This is a genomic window from Shewanella algae (assembly GCF_009183365.2).
Classification (GTDB): Bacteria; Pseudomonadota; Gammaproteobacteria; order Enterobacterales; family Shewanellaceae; genus Shewanella; species Shewanella algae.
In genome coordinates this window covers 600,890-618,662 of sequence record NZ_CP068230.1, presented here as the reverse complement: position 1 = coordinate 618,662, position 17,773 = coordinate 600,890, and the positions used below count along the sequence as shown (strand labels likewise).

The following is a 17,773-nucleotide window of genomic DNA, read 5'->3' as shown; positions in this document are numbered from 1 at the left end:
AAAAATAGGTCAGAGGGTATTATACGATATCCGCGGGCACAGTTTTACCCATAAGTGCTGCCGCCTCGGCATTGAGTTGTTTCAGTTTGCTGGCCATGGTGGCATGGACCTTATCGGACAACTCTTTAACATTGGCCTTGCTTAGGCCTTTGGTCGCCACCGGCTCCATCATCTCAATGATCACCACGCCATTGTTCCAGCGGTTGAGCTTGATATGGCACTGATTGGAAGCCAGTACCGGTACCATAGGCACTCCGGCGGCTATGGCGGTATGAAATGCCCCAGCCTTGAAGGGCAGCAAGCCGCGACCGCGACTGCGGGTGCCTTCAGGAAATATCCATACAGAGAGGCATTTCTCTTTGATCTTACGCGCCGTCTCGGCCATGGTTTCAAAGGCGCGGGTACGGTTTTTACGGTCGATGAGAATATTACCCGAAAGCCAATAAAGCTGACCAAACAGCGGCATCCACAACAGGCTCTTCTTTCCCAGGCTGACAGTGCCTTTGGGAACCGCTGCTGTGTGGGTAAACATATCGAAATTATTTTGATGGTTCGCCAGAAAGATACAGGGCTCACCCGGGTTGGTTTTGCCTGCACGCACTATGACTTTAACACCCAGTATAGGCGCTACCGCCGAAAACAGTCGGGCAAACAGGTGTACATTGTCTCTGTGTCTTGGACGCAAGATGCAAAAAATGCCACCAAAAACAAAGGCCAGCAATAAGAGTACCGCCAGCAGCAGAGAACGGACTATCAACAGCATAAATTTACTCCACTTATGCAACGGCGGACAGTATAGCTACAGGCCTGCTGTGGCTCAATCTTTTGTTTACATCTGTGCGCTGATTTTTAACAGCATAAAAAAATGCGGCCACTGGGGCCGCATTCAATCTCGCCAGTCTCAGCGGCGGCCGCTGAAGCCAAGCAGCACACGGAACAGCAGAGCGCTCAGTGCCAGAGTTGCCACTATCGCGGCCCCACTAGGCAGGTCATAACTCGCCGAGGCCCACAGACCGGCGACATAACCCAATACCCCGACCAGATAGGCCCAGCCAAGTGCGAAACGGCCGCTGTATTTATTCAGCGCCAGTGCCGGCAGAATCAAGGTGCTAAACACCAGATAGACACCCACCAGCTCCACCGACAGGGTTATCACCAGGGCAAACAGGGGATAAAACACGGCGCCATTGAGCAAAGACGGGCGCCACAGCAATAGCCCCAACACCAGAGCATAAACCAGTGCCGGCAAGATCAGTTGTGGCCAGTTGACCCAAAGGATCTGCCCCGACATCAGTTGCTTGAGCAGCTCGGCACCATGGGGGTCGTTGGAGAGCAGCAACATGGCAGCCACAGCAGCCAACACGTAGAAGCAGCCGATCATGGCCTCCAGCTCAGAGGCCATCTTACGTGACAACCAGGCTATGACTCCGGCCCCGGCCAGGGCAAACAATGCCGGCATCCATACATGAGAATAAGGAATATCCTCCAGATCATGGTTAAGATGCGCCACTATCGCCCCCAGAGCCGCCACTTGGGCAATCGCCAGATCGATAAAGATGATCCCGCGCTTCAACACCTGACGCCCCAATACCACATGGGTTGAGAGTACCAGCAGGCCGGCCGCAAAGGCCGGCAAGAGTATGCTGAACAGTCCGCTGTCCATAATCAATTCACGCTCTTGAGCAGCGAGATGGCGCTGTCATACAGGCTGAAAAGATCCTGACTCTGGGCGTTACCACCGACCGACATGGGCAATACCAATACAGGCAACTTGGCTCTTTCACCCAACCAGTTGGCGCCACGTTCATCCTGATAGGATGCCACTACCACGGCACTGACATCCCCTTGCCCTGCCCGCTCAAGCAGCGAAGCCAAGTGTGAACTGCTGGGGGGCAACCCGGGCTTGGGCTCGAGATCCGCGACCTGAGAAACTCCCAACCAGTTGAACAGATAGCGGAAACTGGTGTGATAGGCGATAACCTTCTTGCCCTTGAGTGATGCCGCTTCGGCTTCCCACTTGGGAATAGCCTGCTGCCAACGCTCGCTGAATGCCTTGAGCGCAGCCTCGTAATCGGCTTTTCCTTGAGGGTCCAGGGCCACCAGCTTGGCGCTCAGCGCCTTGGCGATATCCAGCATCCGATACGGGTCAAAGTGCAGATGCGGATTCCCCTTGGCGTGCACATCCCCCATGCTGCGGTCGACCGAATCCAGCTTATCCAGGGTCTCAACCTGATCGGCTGCAAAAAACAGCCCCTGATCCGTAGAGCGCACCTTGGCGTTGGAAGATTTCATCTGCAGCATAGGCAACCAACCGATTTCCAGATCCGCACCGGCGCAGACCGCCAGATCAGCCTGGCGCATCTTGGCGATTAAACTGGGCCGAGCCTGCACCTGGTGAGGATCCTGCAAGGCGGTTGTGGCCGAATAGATGTCCGCATCCGGCGCCAAGCTCTTGGCCAACGCGGCATATTCAGGTTCACAGGCAAAAATATTCAGGCTGGCCTGAGCCTGCCAACTGGCCACCAGAGTCAAAGCGGCCGTGGCCAGGCCGACAAATTTAGAATTGATGCGCACCGTGGGCCCCCAGAGTCATAACGTATTGCAGAGTGATAACATTGTCGTCTTCGATACCGTCGAAATTAGTGCCACGCTGATTGGTGTACTGCAGTCTTACGGTAGAGAAGTGGCTGTGATGCCAAGCCAGGCTAACTTCGGTTTCTTTCAGCTTCTGACCGTGGAAATGATCGTCGTGGGCCTGCTGGGTATCCAGCTCGCCGTAGCGGATCCCGGTAGACCAGCTGGGGCTCCATTGGTAGACACCGCTCAGATACCAGCCCTGATGGTAATCTTTCGGCTCTGCATGGGCGTGTTCATCCTCGTGATGCTCATGCTCGGCCTCGGCAACGAAATCTGCCACCCGGAAATATTCACCACTAACAGTCAGATGCTGATACTTGTAGTTGCCGTTGGGTGCCCACTTATAAACAAAGTCGGCAATATAGGTGTTTTCACCCGTATAAGAGGCACCATGGCTGTGACCTTCATGGTCGTGGCCGTGATCATGCTCCTCTTCCTCACCTGCGTGCTCTTCAAAAGGGGTCATGCGGCCATTTTCATTGCGCAGATATGACAGCCCCAACTGCCAGGAACTGTCTGTCCCTATATCGCCACCTATCTTGGTGTAAGCGGTATAAACACCCACATCCTTGAACTCGCGCTCGCCGTGTTCATCCTCGGCACGCATCTTGTCGCCCTTGAAAGCTTCCAGACCCATTACCCAGTAAAGGTCTGTCGGCGCCACATAGTTCAAGCGGATACCATCATCGAAGTAGTGATTGCCCAGGAAGGCACGGTAAGCCGCCGGTCTGTCGGTAAAGGCGTCTGTGTGGGGATGTTGGTTATTGAGATAGCCCACATCAGACAGGAAACGTCCGGCGCGCACCGCAAACCCTGCCGGCATCGCCAAGGTCTGAATAAAAGCCTCTTCCAGATTCACTTCGGTATCACCATCATGATTTTCTATGGTGGTGGTGAGTTTGCCGTAAAACATATCGTCAATATTGGCGCTGAGCGCCAGTTCGGTTTCCCCCAGACCAAAACCTTCCTGGCGCTCGGCCATGGGACGATCCGCCGTTTGATAATAGCCATCCAAAACCGCACTGATCGCCGGATTGGTCAGCGTAGGGTCCTGGGCCATTGCACAGGTGGAAACCAAGCCACAGGCCAAGGCCAGAGGCGAAATACGAGTTGAAAAAACAGTCATTTTAGCTCCTGAAATACAGCAGTCATCGCACCGCAATTCCATGCGGTCGATAGCAAAATTTAAATAGATGTCTCTTTAAATTCAGGCTGTTACAGGTGGAGCACGACTGTTAAACAGGCGAACGTGGGGCGCCTGCCAGGAAGGAGCCGTAAAACTGACTCTGATATAGGATTGTTTGACAGCATCCAGATGCAGCCCGGTGCCGGGCATGAGCTTGTTCAGCTGATGCTGATGGAAACAGAGAGTACAGTGGGTCTTGTGACCCTCTTCGAGATGGGAAATGCTGTGGGCCGATGCAGCCACAGACAAGAGCACCAGTATGGCGGCAAGCCATATGGCAATAGTGCTTCTTGTACGAACAGCGATATACAAACCTAACATCCCCCAGATAGATCCGGCGCTAGTGTAAGCCAGCCTACCCCGAGGTTGCAACAAGGTTAACAAGGCGAAGCTGAAACTAAAAGTTACAAGATATGTAACAACGCCAAGGTTTCGGCGCTAATTACAGCTTACAGGCCTGGCTGAGATTAAGTTCTGCTTAAGCTCTGCCGGTTAAGGTTTACCCTATACTCTTTGTGCTCGCGCGGGCCCGCCCATGGGAGCAGCCTAACCAAAGGAAAAGCTATGTTGGCATTTCTCAAAAATAACCTGGGGATTATCCTGTTTGCCATTCTGTTTTGCGGCGCCATTTTGGGCGGCATCTATTACGTAGAAACCTCCCTGGCCAATCAGGTACAGGTGGTAGACTGAGCCCTCAGCGATACTTCTGCCGCTGCGCCGAATCATCCTCTTCAACTTTAACCGGCGCTTCAACCGTGTGCAGATGATCCATCAGGTGGCTGATCAGCAAGACGATCAGCCCAAGGATTGCGACAGGTATCCCGAAGTGTCTGGTCTCTGGAACCAACCAGGCAAAGATAGCCGCAGCCGCCCCCAGATAAAAACCCACCAGTTTCAATTTCAATAACCAAGGCGTCTTCCCAAGCCAGGCTTCACAATGAGGACACTGGATCTGCGCGGAAAAGCCACTGCCCCGCTGCCGGGCTATCTGAGAAACATTAAAGGTTTTATTGCAATTGGAACATAGCACTCGAGCGTTCTCCGGCGAGCTCAACAAAGGGCGCTATTCTAGCAAAGCTGGCGTCTGCCTTATATCTCCCATGAGTGAAAAACCACAAATCCGTGAGCTTTTTGGGCGTCATGGGACATTTCGTGTCATATTTATTGACTCCAACACTTCAAAAATACAGATAAAAATCGGACAAAAACATGGTTAGAACTCTCTTGCTCGTGTTGTGTTTATCTCTTTCCTGGCAATCTTTCGCATCTGAACCCGAACCGCTCGCTACCGAGCAGCTCACTTTGATGCAGCAAACCATAAGACAAAATATCCAACAGCTTCGCAGTGCCAAGGGCGAACTCAAGGCGGTGACTGAGTTTAGGATCAAGGCGCTAACTCTGGCACAAAGAAATAAACTCAAAGAGAGCATAGATGCCATTGGCGACAAGAGCGCAGAACAGAATGCCAAGGTGAATGTTTTGCCGCATCTGCAAGCGCAGCGGCAACTCCTGCAGGAGATGGTGCAATATCTCGACAAGGAGATAATGTCGCTGCAGGGCAAGCTCGGCAAAGGGGAAGATCAACAGCTGATGCTTGAGATCTCCCGCCGCAGCCTGGAAAAGGATGAAATTCAAAAAGGCTTGCTGGAACTGCTCAACTGGTCAGAGCAACTGGGACAGGATGTCAGCCAGGCGAAAGAATCACTCAAGCAACGTCTTATCGTCAGAGCCGAGTTGCTCGAAAGTCTGGTGAGCTACAACCAGCAGCAGTTGGGCGTGCAAATGGCCGAAAATGCGCTGGCGGGCAAAGATGTCAGCAGCGAGCAGAGCAAGACCTTGACCCTGCTGAAAGAGCGGTTGGAAAACAACAGCAGCAGCCTGAGTGCAGTGATAGGCATGCTGGATAAACTGGATGTAGATACCAGCGATCTGAAAAAGACCCTGTTTGCCATTTCCGGAGATATCACCCAGGACGTCCTCAATATCGATATCGTCTCCAGTCTGGCCGGACAATGGTTTGATATCGCCAAGGCGCAGTTGATTGAAGGTGGGCCGGATATACTGTTCAAGATATTTATCTTCTTGTTTATCTTGCTACTTTCCGTCTTGTTGGCCAAATTAACCAAGCGAATCGTCGCCAAGGCGGTCAGTAACTCCAAGCTCAAGTTCAGCAAGCTGCTGCAAGATTTCTTCACCTCGCTTTCCGGCAAGATTATTTTCACCTTGGGGCTGCTGATAGCCTTGTCACAGCTTGGATTCGAACTCGGCCCATTGCTGGCCGGTTTCGGTATTGCCGGGGTAATTATCGGTTTTGCGCTACAGGATACCCTGTCCAACTTCGCCTCAGGGATGATGATCCTTATCTATCGTCCCTTCGATGTGGGAGATCTGATCCATGCCGCCGGCGTCACAGGCAGAGTCAGCCATATGAGCCTGGTATCTACCACCATCAAGACCCTGGACAACCAGCGGCTGATCATTCCCAACAACAAAATTTGGGGCGATACCATCAACAATATCACCGCCGAGCATCACAGACGGGTAGATATGACCTTCGGCATCAGCTACAGCGATAATATTGAACAGGCCGAAGCCGTGCTGGAGCAACTGGTACAAGAGCATCCCAAAGTACTTAAGCACCCTGAGCCTACGGTTAAACTGCACCTCTTGGGCGAATCCTCGGTGGACTTTGTGGTGCGCCCCTGGGTCAGGCCGGAAGACTATTGGGAAGTTTACTGGGACATCACCCGGGCGGTGAAGATGCGTTTCGACGAGGAAGGGATCAGTATTCCATTCCCGCAGCGGGACGTACACTTCTATCGCGGTTAAATCGGCGCGGCAGGATCCAATACAACCAAGGGCGCATCTGCGCCCTTGGTTGTTATCGAGTTAAAGCCCCATCACTTCACCCTGCTCATTGATATCGATATGCAGGTAGCCTGGATTCAAACCCAGCCCAGGCATGGTCATCACCTTGCCCACCAAAGCGGTGACAAAACCGGCTCCGGCGTTAAGCCTAAGCTCAGTGATTGGCAGGGTAAAACCGCTGGGTGCCCCCTTGAGTTTGGGATCGTGGCTGATAGACATAGGCGTCTTGGCCATACACACAGGCAGCTTGTCTGCGCCAAGACGCCGGATCTCTGCCAGTTGCTCACGGGCCTTGGCCGACAACTCTACCCCGGCCGCACCATAACCAAGCTCGGCCAAGGTTGCCAGACTGGCCTCGAGTCCAAGCGAAGGGTCATAGAGAGGCTTGAAGCCATAGCCCTTGCCTATGGCCGCCAATACCGACTCGGCCAGGGACTTGGCGCCATCGGCACCTAGGGCAAAGGCCTCACTGAGTTCACAAGCATCGGCGCCCTCGGCGAGGCAGGCCTGCCTCAGCCACTCAAGCTCCTGCTCGGTATCCTCGGGAAAACGGTTGACGGCCACCACCACAGGTGTGCCGTAGCGGCGCACATTGGCCAGGTGCCAGGCCAGGTTGGCAAAGCCCTGCTCCAGTGCCTGTTGGTTAGGCCGGCTTACTGCCTCCCCCTTGAGCCCGGCATTACTCTTAAGCGCTCTCAAGGTCGCCACCAAGACGGTGCAATCCGGCTGACGCCCGGAAATCGGCGCCTTGATATTGCAGAACTTCTCAAAGCCCATATCCGAGCCAAAGCCGCCTTCAGTGACCACATAGTCGCTGAGTTTCAGCGCCATTTCGTCGGCAATGATAGAGGAGTTGCCATGGGCGATATTGGCAAAAGGCCCGGTGTGGATAAGACAAGGGGCGCCGTTGAGGGTCTGCATCAATGTCGGCTCCAGCGCCTGACGCAAAATGGCGCACATGGCACCGGCAACCCCGAGCCGCTCGGCTGTGATGGCCTGTCCGGAGGTATCGAGTGCCAGCAACACCTGGCCGACACGGCGGCGCATATCGGCAAGATCGCGACTCAGGGCCAAAATGGCCATCAGCTCCGAGGCGGCGGTGATATCAAAGCCAGACTCATGCTCAGGGCCATTGTTATTTCCCAGCCCTACCTGAATTTGCCGCAGGCTGCGATCATTGTGATCCATCACCCTGTGCCAAAAAAGCTTTTCCGGATCGATATTGAGCGCATCCAAGCCACTGCGACGGCTGAACTCTGCCGCCCCGAGGCGTTGTTCGTGATGCAGCCTGGCATCCAGCGCGGCGGCGGCCAGGTTGTGGGCGCTGGTAATGGCGTGAATGTCCCCGGTAAGATGCAAATTCAGTTCTTCCATCGGCACTATCTGGGCATAACCGCCGCCGGCAGCCCCACCCTTGACGCCAAAGACCGGCCCCATACTGGGCTGGCGCAAACAGGCGCAGACCTTGTGTTCGAGCGCATGCAGGGCCTGGGTCAAACCTATGCTGGTCACCGTCTTGCCTTCACCGTGTGACGTAGGCGTTATCGCAGTCACCAGAATCAGCTTACCGGGCAGATAGTCATAGACCCGTTCGAGCAACGACAGCGGGATTTTTGCCTTGTGGTCGCCGTAACAGCTGAATTCACCGGGACGCAGCCCCAACTCAGTAGCGATATGCTCAATGGGACGCCTCGGCGTCATTCTAGAGATCTCTATGTCCTTCAACATTCAGTAAAACTCCCACAAGGGCCAAAGCAAATAGATCAAAGGACCCGCATACTAGGCCATTCCAGCTTCAAGCTAAAGTCGGAGCCCTCTTTATTCAGCAATACCTTAATCTGGGTCAAGAAATCTCTGGCAAGAGTTGGCCGAAAAACAGTTTCCGAACGGAGGGAAAATAGCGGGCGCAGGAATAATGGAGCCAAACAGGGGCCAAGGCGGGAAACCTAGGCCCCGACAGCTCAGAGCAGGGAGATCTCACCACAAAGATGCGGCCTGCGCCCTTTCTGATCTCTGAGTTCAAACTTATAGCCCTGCTCCATGGCCTCGGCGCAGAAGCAAACACTGGCCGGCATAAACAGCGGCAACTTGAACGCCACGTCAATGACACAGGGCCTATTGCCCAGCTCAGGCATCAACTGAGCCACGCAGCGGGCCTTGGACCACATACCATGGGCCAGCACCCGGTCGAAACCAAAACGCTTGGAAAGCAAGGGATGCAGATGGATCAGGTTATAGTCACCCGAGGCTCTGGCATAACGCCGACCCAAGTCGTCACCCAACTCCCAGACACTGGGGTTTTCCCACTGAATATCCCCGGCCTTGGGTGGTCTTGCCCTGCGCCCCGGCTTATCTATGCGATACAGATAAGTAGACAAGGATTCCCACACCAGCTCTCCAGCCACAGTCACCCTGGAAATAAGGTCAAACTCCAGCCCGGAATCTGTCTCTCGGCTGTCGGTGAGGCGACAGTCGATATCGAAACGCTCATCAAGGGTAACACTGCGAAACTGACTGATACGGTTACGCAGGTGGATCATTCCCAGCAGAGGAAAAGTGATGGCGTCATGGGTAAAGATCACCGCATGTAACCTGAAGGCCATCACATACAGATAGGTAGGCGGCAGAGTTTTGCCATCAAACTCGAAGCCACACACCTGAGCGTAGTCGGCCACCTTGCCGGGCTCCAAAGCCACGCCGGGAGTATTAACGCTGATACGAGGTAAAGGCTGGTTGTCCCAGCCAGGCTTTCGCCCGAAAAAAATCTTGCGATACAGCGAAAACAACGAAGGCATTGTTCGCAGTTCGACACTGAATTCCATAACCAAAAAGCCCACCTTGAGTATTCCAAGCCGAGCATTATACCTCATCCCTGCCGTTTTCGGAGCTATCTATGATTTTGCGATCTGTCCACCATAAGCGCTTGGGCCTGATGCCAAGGGCTGCGGCTTGTGAGACACTATATGCCTTCAAGTCATTCAGAACCCTCCAAAGTGCAAGATCAGAACTTTGACAAGCTGGCGCAAAAGTTCGCCAACAATATTTATGGAACCCCCAAAGGGCAGATCAGAGCTGCGGTACTCTGGCGCGATCTGCAGGAACAGTTACCCTATTTTGCCGGCCGTAAACTCAGAGTACTGGATGCCGGTGGCGGTTTCGGTTTTTTCAGTCAAAAACTGGCGGCCATGGGGCATGAAGTCGCACTTTGCGACATCTCCTCGGCCATGCTGGAACAAGCCAAAGAGCAGATTGCCGCCTCGGCCGAGCCCTTGGATATTCAACTGCTGCACTGCGCCATTCAGGAGCTGAACGTAACGGAACTGGGCCAGTTCGACCTTATCCTCTGCCATGCGGTTGCCGAATGGTTGCATGATGCCAAGGGGACGCTGGCAGGCTTGCTGTCACTCTTGAAAGATGACGGCCTGTTTTCACTGATGTTTTTCAATAAGGAAGCGATGCGCTTTCACGCCTTGGTGTCGGGCAATCTCGACTATGTGGCTGCCGATCTGCAGACCCGCAAAAAAGTCCGCCTCAGCCCGAAACATCCGCTGCAAATAGCCGATGTACAAGCTTGGTTTAACGAGTGGCAACTGGAGTTGAGGTGTGAATCCGGGGTAAGAGTCATCCATGACTATCTTAAAAAGAGCTTGCCGGATAATTTCGACTTCCAGCAACTGCTGGAGATGGAGCTGAAATACTCACGCCAGCAGCCCTATCTTTCTCTGGGCCGCTACGTGCATTTCATTGCTCACAAGGCATCCGGGCCGAACAACTCGATCGAGGGTTGATCTTTGCCATCCACTATCTGATCCAGATAACGGTTCTCTTCCGGCACCAGCTGCGCCAGGCGTTCGGGATCCATGTGCTTGAGCAAGACCTTGCCACTGTTGGGGTGAAACATCACCTTACGCGGCCAAGGGCCGCCCAAATCCTCCGCCTGCACTGGGATCTGCTCGAGTTCGAGATAACGCAGTACAAAATCTATGTTGGACTGGCCGACATTCAGCACACTGCTTTGGCCCATTCTGGCGCCGCCGAATACTTTGGCCTGTAATCTGTGTCGCTGACCACCGACACAGAGTATGGCATTGATCAACTGCTCCATGGCCCAGTTGCCGTAGCGGCAGCTGTAGCTGGTCAGTTGGTGCCAATCTTCGTGAAGTTTGCGCTCGGGTAACAGAAAATGATTCAGGCCACCTATGCCGAGTACGGGGTCCCAGATACAAGCCGCCACACAAGACCCCAAGCGGGTAAAAATGTACTCATCGGCACCTGTAATATAAAAATCGCCGGGATCGACCCTGGCAACCACCTTGCCAAAACGTTCATCCCACTGACGAACTGTTCCTTCAAACCCCTTGTACGCCTCGCTAATGCCTTGCATCTCAACTCCCTGTGTCCAAGCACAGCAAGTATAGACCCCAGCGCCTCAGTTTGCCTCGCCGGGCGGTATATCACAGCTTTGCCGCCAGCAGTTACGGCTGCTGACTCCGGCTTTATGCAAATACTCGAGTAGGCTCTTTTTACCGGCCAGATGCCCGGCACCGACGGCCACAAATAGTGGCGCCTGATTGGAACCCATTAGACTCAACAGGCGCTCGGCCATGCCTTGGTTACGCTGCCACAGCAGTTTTTCCAGCAATACGTCTTCACCTTCGGTGGACAGCTGATGCAACATCAACTCGGCCAACGCTTTTTCATTACCGCTGCGCCAAGCCGTGATCAGCGCCTGGATCTCCCGATCTTCGCCGCGAATACTCTCCCTAACCATACTCCACTGGTGCTCCAGCGCCAGCGAGTCCAGCAGTGCCAACTGCATTTCTGTACTTTCCAGCTCCAGCACGGGTCTGTCACCGACCCCATCCAACAGATACTGTTCCACACCCAGGCTGGGTTGATAACCCAGCTCCACGAAGCGCTGCATACTGATCTGTACCGACTGCAACCAGGGGGACATCATAGCCAATTGCCGGCACAAAGGCTTGCCGCCACAGTATCCCTGCAGCAGCGTCTGGGTTTCCTCATCCGGTGTTGCGGCCTTCAAGCCATACTTCTGCAGCAACTGCTGCGCCGCAGGATCGCGGACATCGGCTTCCAACACCAGAGCACCGGCGTGGCGATAGGCCTGCTCTATCTGGTTTGGCAGTGGATAGAAGTCGGTCTGGCCGACATGCACTGATCCCATGAGAAAAGCCGTCTTGCCGGCAAACTCCAGCTGATGGAAAGGCGGCTTGTCGCCATCTCTAGCTTGGGCCATACCGCTTAAAAGCAAGCCACATCCGAAGAAGATCCACAGCAGTCGACTTGTTGCGCGCATCCCTGTTCCTTATAATTTCAGCCAAAGTTCACCAGTTAGAGGCTGTTATGCCATACACCAAGGTCATTGAGCAACTGAAAGCCAATCTGCAGACCGCTTACCGTCAGGCTGTCGATGCCGATAACCGTCTGGATCAGCTGCAACAGGCCGGCCATGGAAAGTTTTCTGCCGTATTCACCCAAGAGCAAGGCTTTACCACATGCAGTAATCGCTTCCTCCCTTATGTACAGGAGCTGGCACAGGCGGTAGCGGATCTTGAAGCCGAAACGGCACCCACCCCGGAACAGCTGGAGGCGCTGCTGCCGAAACTGGCGGTCTTGCTGCAGACGCTGCAAAAATTTAAACAGCAGAGTAAGTAGCAAGAGTTCAAACTGCAAAATCACCCCGATAAGCCGGGTCAAGTCCGGCTTTGTCATCTTAGTGTCACTTGCAACACCTAGACTCTATCCGATTTGGGGCCTGGTGAGGTATTGCAGTTTGATGGCCATAGACAGGATTGCTGAGCTGAGAAGTGTGTTGGATAAAGAGGATATCACCGCACTGTTTCAGCCGATTATCAACATAGACAGCAACAGTATTCATGGCTTTGAAGCCCTAAGCCGCGGCCCTATCGGCAGCAGCGTTCATTCTCCATTTCATCTGTTCAGTACCGCCGAACGACTGGGGCGCCTCTCCGAGCTGGAGACCTTGTGCCGCCGGGTCTCCATAGCACAATTCCAGCAAAGACAACTGCCGGGCAAGCTGTTTATCAATATCTCCCCCAAGGCACTGCTGGATCCAAGTCATCCCAAGGGGCAAACACTCAAACTCTTGCAACAGTTCGGCATAGCACCATCCAATGTGGTCATAGAGCTGTCGGAACAATACCCGGCCGATGACATAGATCAGCTCAAAGCCTGTCTGGATCACTACCGCAATCAAGGGTTTCTGACCGCACTCGACGACCTTGGCGCCGGCTACTCAGGCCTGCGCCTCTGGTCAGAACTCTCGCCCGACTATGTCAAAATTGATCGCCACTTTATCCATCAGATAGATAAGTTTCCGGTTAAACAGGAGTTTGTCCGCTCCATCATAGAACTGTGCCAAAGCCTGACCTGTAAAGTCATCGCCGAGGGCATAGAGACAGAAGCCGAGCTGACGATACTGCGTCAGCTCGGGATCACCTATTGTCAGGGCTTTTTGCTTGGCAGACCCGAGGCGCAACCTGATAGGCAACTGCAGACCCGCTATCTCGCCATTCGTCAGCAGGAACAACCGAGATACAACGAGGCAGCAGAGAGCCTGTGCCATCAGGCGCAAACCTGCTGCTCTGATACCGAACTCAAGCAGTTGAGCGAACGCTTTCTCTCCCAGCCGGAGCTTCAGTGCATAGTGGTGCTGGAGCAGAAACATCCCTTGGGGCTGGTCTATCGCCATCGACTGATGGAGCTGTTTTCCCGGCCCTATGGCCGCGCCCTTCATGAGCACCAAGCGGTCACAGAGCTCATGGACAAAGATGTGCTTATGGTCGATGCGGCCACGCCGCTGTCGCGGGTGAGTCAAAAACTCACCGCCAAGCCTGGTACCGAAATAGCGCAGGAATTCATTATTCTGCGTCAGGGCGACTTCATCGGTCTGGGCCACACCCGCGAGCTGCTGCAGCGCATCACTGAACACAGAATACAGACGGCGCGCCACGCCAACCCATTGACTGAATTGCCCGGGAATGTGCCCATTCAGGAAGAGCTGCAACGGCTGCGCAAACTGCGACAGCATTTCTATCTGGCCTATTTTGATCTATGCCATTTCAAACCCTATAACGACATCTACGGCTTCAGTCGCGGTGATGAAGTAATAAGGGCCGTCGCTGGCCTGCTCAGACAATACGGCAAGGCGCAATTTATCGGCCACGTGGGTGGGGATGATTTCGTAATGATAGGCACAGAGCCGCAACTGCTCGGGGTTTGTCAGCAAATATTGGCAGAGTTTGAACAGGGCAAGAGGCAGTTTTTCAGTGACGAGCACTGGCAAAGACAGCACTTGTTTGCACAGGACAGACAAGGGCAGAAATGCCTTCAACCGCTACTGCGCCTCAGCGTCGGTATACTACCACCGCCATTGAGTTTGGACGCCAGCGAGCATGAGTTGTCCCGCTTGTGTGCACTGGCAAAAAAACAGGCCAAGCACAGCACCCAAGGGCTGTGCTTGCTGGAGATGCCGAGGACGGCTTAGAGTTTAGGCTTGAGTGTTTTCTGGAACCAGTCTTTCAGCATTCTTTCTTCATAACGGAAGCTGTCGCTGTTAATTCTGTCTACATGGTCGAGAAACTGCATATCAGTCAGCTTTTCATCGCCGGCAACGACCACCTGATCGCCTTCCAACAATCGATAACTGAAGCTTATCTTGGGCGGATAAACGTTCTTGACTACACGTATATCGTTGGCGGTAGCGCCAAAGGTAGGCCGCACATCGCCGGCCAAATCCACATCTGTGACTGTCAGTTCCAGCTTTTGGTTGTCTTTTAGAGATGAGGAAACGTCTTTATCCAAGGCTTTGGTCAAGGTCTCGAACAGACGTTTTTCGTAACGGGATTGCAGCTCGCTGGCAGACTTGATGTCCCGAAAATCCTTGGGTGACTGCCACTCAATTTTTACCTTACCCGACTCGGTAACCGGGTTTTCATCGACCTTGTCGGCCGCCAGCGCCGAGCCAGAGGTCAGGGCTGCTGCAAGTAACAGATATCTGATTTTCATATCAGCCTCCTTTGGGAGCGAATGTCAGTATGCATTTGGTTCAAACTCAGAGTATAAAATTTAACCTGAATCCGGGCTTAACGCAAAACTAATATGCGAACATCATCCTGTTATAAGTGATTATTTTATTTTGTTATTTTTCATAGACACCCACAAAAATGCGTTAACCTGAGTATCAATTTGTAGCAGCCCCAACAAGCTTTAACACAAGGCTGCTTGAGTCAGGCCCGAGGAAGTAATCTAATAGCAGTGCTAAAAAAACCAGTCACAACAGGAGCGCCAGTGAAATTCTCGCCGTCTTTGCTGATTACCTTGGGACTATTTACCGCCCTGGGAATTGTTCTCGTCGCCATCAATCAGGATGCCAAACCCAAGGGGCCGGAAACCTGGAGCGCCTTCATTTATACCCATGGCTTCGATTCGGGGCGTTATGTCAAAGAGGACGACTTTGGCGACTATGCCAGCTGTAAGGCGTTTGCCATCGAGAAGTCCCAGGCCTCGGAGGGGGCACCTTGGGAGTGTGGCAGCTACTGCCGCTTCGACTCCCGCCGTCAGGGCTTTCAGTGTGAACAGATGCGCAACGACTAAGCCTGCTTAGAAAGGGAAACGGGCGCTGAGCTTGGGGTAAAGCTTGCGCAGTGCCTTGGGTTGATCGTTGAAACGCTTACCCTTGGGCTGACTCAGCCCCGAAGGCACAAAAGGCAACTCTTTCCCGGTACGGGTCTCGTATAGCTGGCCGGCCAGCAGATCTATCTCCTCAACAAAAGGATAAGCATAGCCATTCAGCTGCGGCCAAACTTCCAGTTCCCCCAGCGAATCCGCTGCATTGCAGGCCGCCTGATAACGCTCCTTACCCAGAGTCACCAGGAAGTTGCGAAACTCGGCAAAGCCATAATCTGAATCGACTCCGGCGATGATGTAAGCAGCTCCCCAGAGATCCCAGCTGTAACTCAGCCTGAGCTGCCGGGCAAAGTGTTTATCAAACTCTGCCAGCTCATCATCGCTAAGACCTTGCAGTTTTTCGGTCAAACGCGCCTGGAGTTGTTGTTGGTCCTGTTCGGGATAGTCGCGGCTGACCAGCTCCCAAAACTGCTCTTCTGTCATTGAGTGTTATCCTGCCAAAAATGTCGGCGGTTATTTTACCGCAAAAAGCGATTAAAATCCGGCTGGACTCCCCCCAGGGCTTTCCATAGACTTAGGCCAATTTCTCACAGGAGTCATTTATGTCCATTTCAAGACCAATACCATTGGTACTGCTTTGTATCCTCTACCTGGTACTGGCTGTGGTAGCACTGTGGCGCACCATCAGCACCGGCGCTGTGGATCTGTTTACCTTGGGAGTCATCCCTGTATTGGTAGGCATAGTAATGCGCACATCCTGGTCATTGTGGGCATTGCGTATCTATCTCTTTATTCAGACTCTGGGACTCATGGCATTTGCCACTACGGCTTTGGTTGCACTGCAGATTACGCCGCAGGATGTCAAACTGGAGCTGGCAGGGCGAAATATCCCCTTGCTGCCGCTGGCGGCTGTGTTGCTGGCCTTGCTGTTATTCCAGTATTGGGTGGCTTTTTCCGGCAGGACCAAGCGCTTTTTGCAGCAGGAAAAGTCTGACTAGATCGCACTGAATTTAAGGAAATCGGCGACCGGCTCACAATTTTGTGTCTTTTTGGTTAAAAAATAGCGGATAAAGCCCAAGAAGCCCGCTGAAAGGCCTTTTCAAGCCAAAAACCTTATGGCATGTTAGATGGGCAATAATAACTTATCGACGGAAAGAAGAGACGCTCCAGATGAACAAAACTGAACTGATCGCTAAAATGGCAGAACACGCCAACCTGTCCAAGGCAGAAGCTGCCCGCGCACTCAAGTCGTTCGAAGTAGCAGTGACCGATGCCATGAAAGAAGGAACTAAAATCTCCATCGTAGGCTTTGGCTCTTTCGAAACTTCAACCCGTGCAGCCCGCACTGGTCGTAACCCGCAAACCGGTAAAGAGATCCAAATCCCTGCCGCCACTATTCCCAAGTTCAAGGCCGGCAAGGCACTGCGTGACAGCGTCAACTAAGCCGCTTTTCACGGATGAAAGCGCCTCATCTTGAGGCGTTTTTTATTGCCTGAGGTTCCCAACACTCCATTGCACAAAAAAAGTGCAGCCCGCCCCAGCCAAATGCAACATTTCCTTAACCTGCATCACACTCAAAAGCTAACCACATGTATTTAATGCCTATTTAAACTTGGCACAGGATTCGCTCATTCCGCACAGACAATAACGAGTATCTGCACCGGTCAAGCTTGCCCGGCTCCAGAACCCAAACCATCGAGGGGATGAGAATGAAACACACCAAGTTTTCACTGTCAGTTATTGCAGGTCTGTTGTTGGTGGCCGGCGAAACCCAGGCCGCTGTATCGGGGAATATAGGTGCCGCCTCCAACTATCTGTGGCGCGGCACCACCCAGACGGATGACTCTGTCGCCGTTCAAGGCGGTATAGACTATAGCCACGACTCGGGCTTTTACCTGGGAACCTGGGCCTCCAATGTCGACTTTGGTGACGATACCAGTTACGAGCTCGATTTTTACGGTGGTTACTCCGGCAGCATAGGCGAAGACTTTGGCTATGACATCAGCTATCTCTACTATGGCTACCCGGATGCCGAAGGCGATATCGACTTTGGTGAGCTGGCGCTGACTCTCAGCTGGAAGTGGTTTGAGTTGGGTTATGCCAAGGTGGTTAACGCCGGTGATGACGTGGCCGCTGCGCCACTGGATAACAAGGATTTGAGCTATATCCATGCCGGTTTCAGCTATCCCATCACGGAAACCGTGACGCTGACGGCACACTATGGTTATTCAGACGGTGATGTGGTGCAGAGTTGGTTCGGGGTTTCCGACTACGCCGACTACCACTTGGCCATCAGCAAGGAAACCGGCATAGGCTCAGTCTCCTTTATGGTGGCCGATACGGATCTGCCGGACGACGATGCCAAGATAGTGCTCAGCTATGTCTATGAGTTCGAATTCTAAGGATGGGAAA

The 17,773-nt window shown here is 53.4% G+C and carries 21 protein-coding genes; 9 read left to right on the top strand and 12 right to left on the bottom strand.

What is annotated here, in order from left to right; all coding sequences use genetic code 11:
• Nucleotides 1-19: 19 nt before the first annotated feature.
• The 5 genes from E1N14_RS02860 to E1N14_RS02840 form a co-directional block, all read right to left on the bottom strand.
• Entirely contained in the window at nt 20-763 is a 744-nt protein-coding gene (locus E1N14_RS02860) for a 1-acylglycerol-3-phosphate O-acyltransferase (RefSeq protein ID WP_025009330.1), read from the bottom strand.
• A 138-nt stretch (nt 764-901) separates the two neighbouring features.
• On the bottom strand, nt 902-1,663 hold the full coding sequence (locus E1N14_RS02855) for a metal ABC transporter permease (RefSeq protein ID WP_093982046.1): 762 nt from the start codon (nt 1,661-1,663) through the stop codon (nt 902-904).
• Between the two features lie 2 nt (nt 1,664-1,665).
• Nucleotides 1,666-2,574 carry a metal ABC transporter solute-binding protein, Zn/Mn family gene (locus E1N14_RS02850; protein ID WP_025009328.1) on the bottom strand — a complete coding sequence of 303 codons (909 nt, stop codon included), beginning with the start codon at nt 2,572-2,574 and terminating at the stop codon, nt 1,666-1,668.
• Nucleotides 2,558-3,763 (bottom strand): hypothetical protein, encoded by a 1,206-nt coding sequence (locus E1N14_RS02845; protein ID WP_025009327.1) that lies wholly within the window; start codon nt 3,761-3,763, stop codon nt 2,558-2,560. The genes E1N14_RS02850 and E1N14_RS02845 overlap by 17 nt, the downstream gene beginning before the upstream one ends.
• A gap of 81 nt (nt 3,764-3,844) precedes the next feature.
• Nucleotides 3,845-4,144 (bottom strand): hypothetical protein, encoded by a 300-nt coding sequence (locus E1N14_RS02840; RefSeq protein WP_062793559.1) that lies wholly within the window; start codon nt 4,142-4,144, stop codon nt 3,845-3,847.
• 243 nt (nt 4,145-4,387) lie between these two features.
• Here E1N14_RS02840 and E1N14_RS22140 point away from each other — a divergent pair, with 243 nt between their 5' ends.
• On the top strand, nt 4,388-4,513 hold the full coding sequence (locus E1N14_RS22140; protein WP_037436329.1) for a hypothetical protein: 126 nt from the start codon (nt 4,388-4,390) through the stop codon (nt 4,511-4,513).
• A gap of 4 nt (nt 4,514-4,517) precedes the next feature.
• Here E1N14_RS22140 and E1N14_RS02835 read toward each other — a convergent pair whose 3' ends face one another.
• Complete coding sequence (locus tag E1N14_RS02835) at nt 4,518-4,853, bottom strand: hypothetical protein (protein WP_025009326.1); 336 nt, start codon at nt 4,851-4,853, stop codon at nt 4,518-4,520.
• A 179-nt stretch (nt 4,854-5,032) separates the two neighbouring features.
• Between E1N14_RS02835 and E1N14_RS02830 the strand changes: the two genes are divergently transcribed.
• Nucleotides 5,033-6,652, top strand: a complete 1,620-nt coding sequence (locus E1N14_RS02830; protein ID WP_062793560.1) for a mechanosensitive ion channel family protein — start codon at nt 5,033-5,035, stop codon at nt 6,650-6,652.
• Nucleotides 6,653-6,712: 60 nt separating this feature from the next.
• Here the strand turns inward: E1N14_RS02830 and E1N14_RS02825 are convergent, their stop codons facing one another.
• Nucleotides 6,713-8,419: a formate--tetrahydrofolate ligase gene (locus E1N14_RS02825; protein ID WP_062793561.1), complete on the bottom strand. Its 1,707-nt coding sequence runs from the start codon at nt 8,417-8,419 to the stop codon at nt 6,713-6,715.
• Nucleotides 8,420-8,652: 233 nt separating this feature from the next.
• Complete coding sequence (locus tag E1N14_RS02820; RefSeq protein ID WP_044735635.1) at nt 8,653-9,486, bottom strand: MaoC/PaaZ C-terminal domain-containing protein; 834 nt, start codon at nt 9,484-9,486, stop codon at nt 8,653-8,655.
• Between the two features lie 198 nt (nt 9,487-9,684).
• Between E1N14_RS02820 and E1N14_RS02815 the strand changes: the two genes are divergently transcribed.
• On the top strand, nt 9,685-10,479 hold the full coding sequence (locus tag E1N14_RS02815; protein ID WP_062793565.1) for a methyltransferase domain-containing protein: 795 nt from the start codon (nt 9,685-9,687) through the stop codon (nt 10,477-10,479).
• Here E1N14_RS02815 and E1N14_RS02810 read toward each other — a convergent pair.
• Nucleotides 10,440-11,075, bottom strand: a complete 636-nt coding sequence (locus tag E1N14_RS02810) for a chemotaxis protein CheD (RefSeq protein WP_025009325.1) — start codon at nt 11,073-11,075, stop codon at nt 10,440-10,442. The genes E1N14_RS02815 and E1N14_RS02810 overlap by 40 nt on opposite strands.
• Nucleotides 11,076-11,120: 45 nt before the next feature.
• Nucleotides 11,121-12,008 carry a TraB/GumN family protein gene (locus E1N14_RS02805; RefSeq protein WP_025009324.1) on the bottom strand — a complete coding sequence of 296 codons (888 nt, stop codon included), beginning with the start codon at nt 12,006-12,008 and terminating at the stop codon, nt 11,121-11,123.
• Nucleotides 12,009-12,055: 47 nt separating this feature from the next.
• Between E1N14_RS02805 and E1N14_RS02800 the strand changes: the two genes are divergently transcribed.
• Both E1N14_RS02800 and E1N14_RS02795 read left to right on the top strand, forming a co-directional pair.
• Nucleotides 12,056-12,367 (top strand): hypothetical protein, encoded by a 312-nt coding sequence (locus tag E1N14_RS02800; RefSeq protein ID WP_025009323.1) that lies wholly within the window; start codon nt 12,056-12,058, stop codon nt 12,365-12,367.
• A 118-nt stretch (nt 12,368-12,485) separates the two neighbouring features.
• A complete protein-coding gene (locus E1N14_RS02795; RefSeq protein WP_025009322.1) occupies nt 12,486-14,219 on the top strand; it encodes a GGDEF domain-containing protein in 1,734 nt (577 codons plus the stop codon).
• Here E1N14_RS02795 and E1N14_RS02790 read toward each other — a convergent pair.
• Complete coding sequence (locus E1N14_RS02790; RefSeq protein ID WP_025009321.1) at nt 14,216-14,740, bottom strand: DUF3016 domain-containing protein; 525 nt, start codon at nt 14,738-14,740, stop codon at nt 14,216-14,218. The two genes, E1N14_RS02795 and E1N14_RS02790, sit on opposite strands and share 4 nt — an antisense overlap.
• 282 nt (nt 14,741-15,022) lie before the next feature.
• Between E1N14_RS02790 and E1N14_RS02785 the strand changes: the two genes are divergently transcribed.
• The gene (locus tag E1N14_RS02785) at nt 15,023-15,328 is read left to right on the top strand and encodes a hypothetical protein (protein WP_025009320.1); all 306 of its coding nucleotides are present in this window, start codon (nt 15,023-15,025) and stop codon (nt 15,326-15,328) included.
• A gap of 6 nt (nt 15,329-15,334) precedes the next feature.
• On the opposite strand, the gene E1N14_RS02780 is transcribed toward E1N14_RS02785, so the two are convergent.
• Entirely contained in the window at nt 15,335-15,844 is a 510-nt protein-coding gene (locus tag E1N14_RS02780) for a DUF4240 domain-containing protein (RefSeq protein WP_025009319.1), read from the bottom strand.
• A 119-nt stretch (nt 15,845-15,963) separates the two neighbouring features.
• Here E1N14_RS02780 and E1N14_RS02775 point away from each other — a divergent pair, with 119 nt between their 5' ends.
• From E1N14_RS02775 to E1N14_RS02765, 3 genes are all read left to right on the top strand, one after another.
• Nucleotides 15,964-16,359 (top strand): hypothetical protein, encoded by a 396-nt coding sequence (locus E1N14_RS02775; protein WP_037436326.1) that lies wholly within the window; start codon nt 15,964-15,966, stop codon nt 16,357-16,359.
• 172 nt (nt 16,360-16,531) lie between these two features.
• A complete protein-coding gene (locus E1N14_RS02770) occupies nt 16,532-16,804 on the top strand; it encodes an HU family DNA-binding protein (protein ID WP_025009317.1) in 273 nt (90 codons plus the stop codon).
• A gap of 266 nt (nt 16,805-17,070) precedes the next feature.
• Nucleotides 17,071-17,763 (top strand): TorF family putative porin, encoded by a 693-nt coding sequence (locus tag E1N14_RS02765; RefSeq protein WP_062793562.1) that lies wholly within the window; start codon nt 17,071-17,073, stop codon nt 17,761-17,763.
• The last annotated feature ends 10 nt before the right edge of the window (nt 17,764-17,773 follow it).